This window comes from Empedobacter sp. UBA2044 (assembly GCF_002333005.1).
GTDB lineage: Bacteria > Bacteroidota > Bacteroidia > Flavobacteriales > Weeksellaceae > Empedobacter > Empedobacter falsenii_B.
The window spans coordinates 21,324-27,447 of the sequence record NZ_DDBA01000014.1 but is presented as its reverse complement, the minus strand read 5'-3'; the positions used below and the strand labels follow the sequence as shown (position 1 = coordinate 27,447).

Sequence of the window (6,124 nt, the reverse complement as noted above, 5' to 3'; positions counted from 1 at the left end):
GTCATAGAAATCAGAATGACATTTTTTTTTAGCATCAAATTTTCTGCCATTCCAACGTTAGGAGGAATCTCAATGATTCTAAAATTGTTAATAGTAATCACTTGTTATTTAATAAATTAACTACTTTTCAACTGAGTTATAAAAAGAATGTTTATAGCTTGATTAATTACTCAAATTGTTAATAGTAAACTATTAAATATAAATGAATTAAAAAGTTATGAATAGACTTTATTAAAACTTGTGAATAATGATGATTTTAGAACTAAATTGATTTAATAAAGTTAAAATTGTTAATTATAAAAACTTGATAAATAATGAATTAAAAAGTAATTAAGAAAGTTTATCAAAAATTGTTGAAACTGAAATCTCCCTACAATTAGCCATTTTATTTATAGAAAAGGATTGTTATATTCGTAATGATTTAATAATCAATCTATGAATGAATTTAACCAACGACTAAACGAAGTAGAAAATCATTTGCAGCACAATGATCTTGATTTGGGCTATCGCCGATTAATTGATTGCGTGTTGGATTTGGGTGAGAAATCTTTTTACAAAGAGATTATCTCCTATTCGGATCTTTATTACACCGAAAATTCTACGAACGAAAATAAAATAACGCAGGCTTTACAATTGGTGGAAAAGTTAAAACAAGCTTCTCCTCCTCCCTTTCAGAAAGAAGAAACATTGATATCAACCAACAATGTTGAAAAAGCTTATCATCGTCGAAATTTTAAACTCCATCCCATTACTTTTGATTTGAAATCACGAGAAGTTGTTGGATTAGTTGGAGAGAATGGAAATGGAAAAACGACTTTATTACGTTTAATTTGTGGTGAATTGAAACCAACTTCTGGCGAAATAATTTATCATTTTTCTAAAGCAAAACCGTTTAGTTTTGAGCTGAAAACAAAATTAGTTTATGTGCCGCAACGAATCGAAGTTTTATATGGTTCGTTTATGGAAAATCTGCAATTTACCTTGACATGTTATGATATTTACAACGAAGAAAATAGGTTATTAGCGAATGTTATGTTGGCGCGTTTGGGGCTTTGGCCTTACAAGGATTTGCAATGGCGACAATTGTCGTCTGGTTATAAAATGCGATTCGAGCTCGCGCGAACGTTATTGCGTCGTCCAAAAGTATTGTTGTTAGATGAGCCTTTGGCTAATTTAGATATTTTGGCACAACAAATTATTCTTGAAGATTTGAAATTTTTATCACAATCAATCCGAAATCCTTTTGGTGTTATTTTGAGTTCTCAACAATTGTACGAAGTTGAAAAAGTATCGACAGAAGTTCTCTTTTTAGAGCAAGGAAAGCTTAAAATACAAGGAGATACAAATGATTTGGAAGGTGATTTTACGATTGTTGAAATTGATGTTGAAAATACCAAAGAAGAGTTATTAACAGCTTTATCTAACATCGAAATTAAACAGATAAAATTCAATGGAGGATCATATATCGCATATTTTGATGATGAAATTTCAATGAATATGATTTTGTCTGAAATCGGAAAATCATTATTGAAAGTAAAATATATTCGAGATATTTCGAAATCAAGTCGTCGCTTTTTTGTCAATTAAAACCAACCAACTATGTTCAAAAAAATAAATCAAACTTTAATTACCAAATATCCATTGATTTGGAATCTGAAATTTATTTGGATTTTGTTGACGGTTTTAGTTTTCAACTTGATTGCATTTATCAATGGTTTTTTGTTTTTTACTAAAAAATCTCAACTGCAAGAAACTGGACTTTATGAAGTGTTTTTCAACTCAGGAATTTTTATTTATTACCTATTAATTGGTGTCATTATCGGCGTTATTTGGTTGTATTTCTATATAAAAAATAATCGTTTCAAATCAAATTATCCAACCTCAAGAAATTATTTATTCAAAGAATTTTTGGCCGTTTTCTTCATTATATTTTTGATGTTTTATGTACCAAATTCGTTCAAAACTGGTCTTAAATTTCGTGTTTCAAATTATATAACTGAAGAGCAATATTTGAAAGATATCGATATTATCAATAGAGCGCAAGGTTTTACGTTGCAACCAAATTTTGGGTACGATAATTATTCGAGAAATTTGCCTGTTCCAGCTTTTGATTCGTTGGTTTCGGAAAAAGAAACAAGAGAATTATATGAAAAAAATAAGAGAGAATATTTAAGAAAAAATCCAACATACTCATATGATGCTTTTTTGGATCCGTATTTCAGAAATCCTGAATTTGAAACCTTATTAAGAGATTATTTTCCGGATCGATTTAGTTATTCTAAAATTAATTTTAATCAAACGTATCAACCTCTTAAAAAGAATAATTCATCTACAGATTCATTTCAAGAAGAAATGGACTATCCTACTACAGTAGCTGTAGATTCAACTTATGCTGTTGTCGATTCTGCTGCAGTAACATTAAATTCTGGTGGAAAACCAGATGTTTATTACAACTTAGCAAGTTTGTATAATTATAGTGTTTTGGCTTTTAACAATCCGAAAGATTCTACTTTAAATCATCAATTTTATGATGGACAATGGATTGCTTTGTTGCAAAAAAATGATCGAAAAGTAATTGAAAATTTATTGAATAATTATACCGATTTATTAAAAAAGCAAGAAATTGGGTATCAGTTCAAACATAAAAAGTGGATTGATTATTTGCCTCAATATCCGTATTATTTCATTGATCATAAATTGAATTATATTGATCCTTATCAAACTGTAGATAAAAAACTGAATGATTATATCCACCAAGATAGTTTAAACAAAGTGTATGAAAATATTGAGTTTTCGAAATATAGTTCCACTTGGTTAGAACATATTCAGTACTATTTACTAATCGCTTTAGTTATTACCGTTCTTATTATTACATTCAGATTTAGTTCGTTCAAAGTTTGGTTAATTTCATTGATTGGCGCAGGAATTTTGGCAATTTTAGGAAGCGTTTTCGGAATTTCTATCGATGCAAGTATTGGTTATACACAATTCACACCTTATATTATTTTATTTGTTTTTTACATTGCATTTATAGTGACTACACTAATTGGCTTACGTTCCAAAAAATATAAAGTTTTGACAGGTGTTAATCTTAATTGGTTTGTTGCGACCAATATTTTTATTGGAATTGTGATGCTTAGTTTTTACACAGATTTGCGTGAAGAAATGTTATATGAAGCAAATAAACATATGAATATTTATGAGTTTAGACAAACAAATAAAGAATTATTGCTGTTACAAGAATTTGCAGAAATTTTTCTTTACATCAATCCAATTTTATATTTAATAAGTTTTTATTTCATCATCAATCTTTACAAAAAATGGCAAGCAATGCCAGAAGAATAAAAAAAGAAAAGCGAGCTAAATCGGCTCGCTTTTCACTTGATAATTGAATGAAAATGAATTTTAAAAACTACTTTAAAAAAACTTACTTATGAAATAAAATAACACATTGTGTTAATCAATAATAATTTTTAAACTCACACAAATTTTAAAATATTCTTTCAAAATTTAAATTAATAGAGGTTAACCATCAAAATTTGTAGGTTAACCCTAATTTTTATGATTTTATGCACATTTAGACGAAGGTCTATTTCCTTTCGCATCACGTTTTTTGTGCATACTAAATTTATTAGATTTCATACGCTTTTCACGATCTTGTTTGTATTGATTGAACTGATTTTTGTCTAAAATTTTCTCTAATTTAGTATCAAAATCGTTTGTACCTTTTTCTGGTCGAGAGCCTCTTTCTCCTTTTTGAGTAGAATTTTTGTCTCTGTTTGTAAACTCTTTTTTCATGTCAGAATCTCTACTCTCTAACAACGATTTTACTTTTTTCTTTTGAGCAGAACTCAAATTATATTGATCAAATTCTTTCAATTGTTGATCTACAGTTGGGCGTTCTCTTTGCTCTTTTCTATTTCCAGATCGTTCACCTTGTTGTGGTCTTTCTTGTGCCGATAATGTCATTACCATCATCATGCTTGCTAATAAAAATACTTTTTTCATAATCTATGTTTTTTATAACTAAATGTTAGAATTATATTCTTTTCATTTTTCTTGAAACAAAGTTGCAACACAAAAAAAAGACGTCAAAAATATTGAGGTAAACGAGTGTTAAGTATCGGTGAAATCAAGGATTTATTAAATTTTTTAACAAAGTTGTCAAATTTATTGAATAAAAAAATCCATTCGATAAAGAATGGATTTTGATGTATTTTTTTTGAAAGATTATTTTATTTTTTTCTCTAACATTTTAGAAAAAGTTTTAGCAGTTTTTGCAAACCCTTCTCCAATTCTCGATTCATCACTATAATTATTACCGAATTGAGTTCCTGGAGCTTCTTTATAATTGACAACAAATTTTTTATCTTCAAAATTATTAGAATCAACAATAGTAATAGTTGTAGATACTTTTGCAGCTTGTTTCATTACAAATGCATCCCAACCTGGATAAATCCAATCAACTTTAACAATCATTGTGTAAGGAGCATCTGTAGCGTTTTCAGAGAATGAAATTCCAGTAGATTTTGCACCATATTTAGTTAATAACTCCATAAATTTTGGTTCCCAGATAGACTCTTTTGCACCAGTCCATTTATCATTCCAAATATCTCCATTTCCAGCATTTTTGCCATTTAGATCAACAATCTTTTTTTGAACATATTCTGCTTCTGTAATGCTATCTGCATTAATTTTTAGATTTGAATAGTCAAAAATAACTTTCATTTTAGATTGTCCTTTTAAGAAATCGACAGTACCAGATTTTACTTTCTCTTTTTGAGCATAAATGTTTGAACCGAGTACAATAATGATTAATAATAAATAGTTTTTCATAATAGTTTTAATAAATTTCAGCAAAATATAAATATTCTTTAAATAGTTATTGTATAATCATTTAAAGAAATATTATTTAGAAACGTTTATTGTTTATAAATAGTTTGTAAGTCTTGGAAAAATTTTACTGAAAATAATAATCAAAACGTTTGGTACACTACTTTTGTCTTAACAAAGTTTAACAATATTGTATGAAAGTTTTAATTTCTAAATCAATTGTATTTGTTAATTTTAGAGGAAATTTGAATCAATAATATAAACATTAATTTCAACGAAATTTTGGATATACAACAACTAAACCAACAAATAGAAGCAAAAAGCGAAAGCATTGCAAGGTTGACATCGGAAATAAATAAAGCGATTATTGGACAAGAAAAAATGATTGAAAGTCTATTAATCGGATTACTTGGAAATGGACACGTTTTATTAGAAGGTGTTCCTGGATTAGCAAAAACATTAGCTATTAAAACATTATCTGATGCTGTTGATGGATCTTTTTCTCGTATACAATTTACACCAGATTTGTTACCTGCCGATGTTGTGGGGACACTTATTTATAATGTAAAAGAAAACGATTTTAGAATCAAAAAAGGACCAATATTCGCCAATTTTGTTTTAGCTGATGAGATTAACCGTTCGCCTGCAAAAGTACAATCTGCCTTGTTAGAAGCAATGCAAGAGCGTCAAGTAACAATTGGTGACGAAACGTATCTGTTACAAAAACCTTTCTTGGTTTTGGCGACTCAAAATCCGGTGGAACAAGAAGGAACTTATCCTTTGCCAGAAGCACAAGTTGACCGTTTTATGTTGAAAACGGTCATTACTTATCCAGAATTTGAAGCAGAACGTTTGATTTTAAGAAATTCGATTAATCAATCTTTTCCAAAAATTGAGAAAGTAATCTCTATTCAAGAATTGTTGGATGCGCGCGAAATGGTGAAACAAGTTTATATGGACGAAAAAATTGAAAAATATATTTTGGATATTATTTTCGCGACTCGTTTTCCAGAAAAAGTTGGATTAGAAAAATTGGTTCCAATGATTTCGTTTGGTTCTTCGCCTCGTGGATCGATCAATTTGGCACAAGCTTCAAAAGTGTATGCATTTTTACGCAAACGCGCTTATGTTATTCCAGACGATGTACGTGCAATGGCAAAAGATGTGTTGCGTCACCGTATCGGAATTAGCTACGAAGCAGAAGCAGAAAATGTTACGCCAGAAGAAATTATAGACAATATTCTTAATGTTGTTCCAGTTCCTTAAACCACTATTCAAAATCATTTAAACT

General features: G+C 28.9%; 5 protein-coding genes. 3 read left to right on the top strand and 2 right to left on the bottom strand.

Features of this window, described 5'->3' with window-relative positions:
* Positions 1-435: 435 nt before the first annotated feature.
* Both B4E59_RS01490 and B4E59_RS01485 read left to right on the top strand, forming a co-directional pair.
* Positions 436-1,587 carry an ABC transporter ATP-binding protein gene (locus B4E59_RS01490; protein WP_291050897.1) on the top strand — a complete coding sequence of 384 codons (1,152 nt, stop codon included), beginning with the start codon at positions 436-438 and terminating at the stop codon, positions 1,585-1,587.
* A 12-nt stretch (positions 1,588-1,599) separates the two neighbouring features.
* Positions 1,600-3,345, top strand: coding sequence for a hypothetical protein (locus B4E59_RS01485; RefSeq protein WP_291050893.1), 1,746 nt, complete (start codon positions 1,600-1,602; stop codon positions 3,343-3,345).
* A 222-nt stretch (positions 3,346-3,567) separates the two neighbouring features.
* On the opposite strand, the gene B4E59_RS01480 is transcribed toward B4E59_RS01485, so the two are convergent.
* Both B4E59_RS01480 and B4E59_RS01475 read right to left on the bottom strand, forming a co-directional pair.
* The gene (locus tag B4E59_RS01480) at positions 3,568-4,008 is read right to left on the bottom strand and encodes a hypothetical protein (RefSeq protein ID WP_291050891.1); all 441 of its coding nucleotides are present in this window, start codon (positions 4,006-4,008) and stop codon (positions 3,568-3,570) included.
* A 222-nt stretch (positions 4,009-4,230) separates the two neighbouring features.
* Positions 4,231-4,836 carry a hypothetical protein gene (locus B4E59_RS01475; RefSeq protein WP_038336180.1) on the bottom strand — a complete coding sequence of 202 codons (606 nt, stop codon included), beginning with the start codon at positions 4,834-4,836 and terminating at the stop codon, positions 4,231-4,233.
* Between the two features lie 261 nt (positions 4,837-5,097).
* Here B4E59_RS01475 and B4E59_RS01470 point away from each other — a divergent pair, with 261 nt between their 5' ends.
* The gene (locus tag B4E59_RS01470; protein ID WP_407932366.1) at positions 5,098-6,099 is read left to right on the top strand and encodes an AAA family ATPase; all 1,002 of its coding nucleotides are present in this window, start codon (positions 5,098-5,100) and stop codon (positions 6,097-6,099) included.
* The last annotated feature ends 25 nt before the right edge of the window (positions 6,100-6,124 follow it).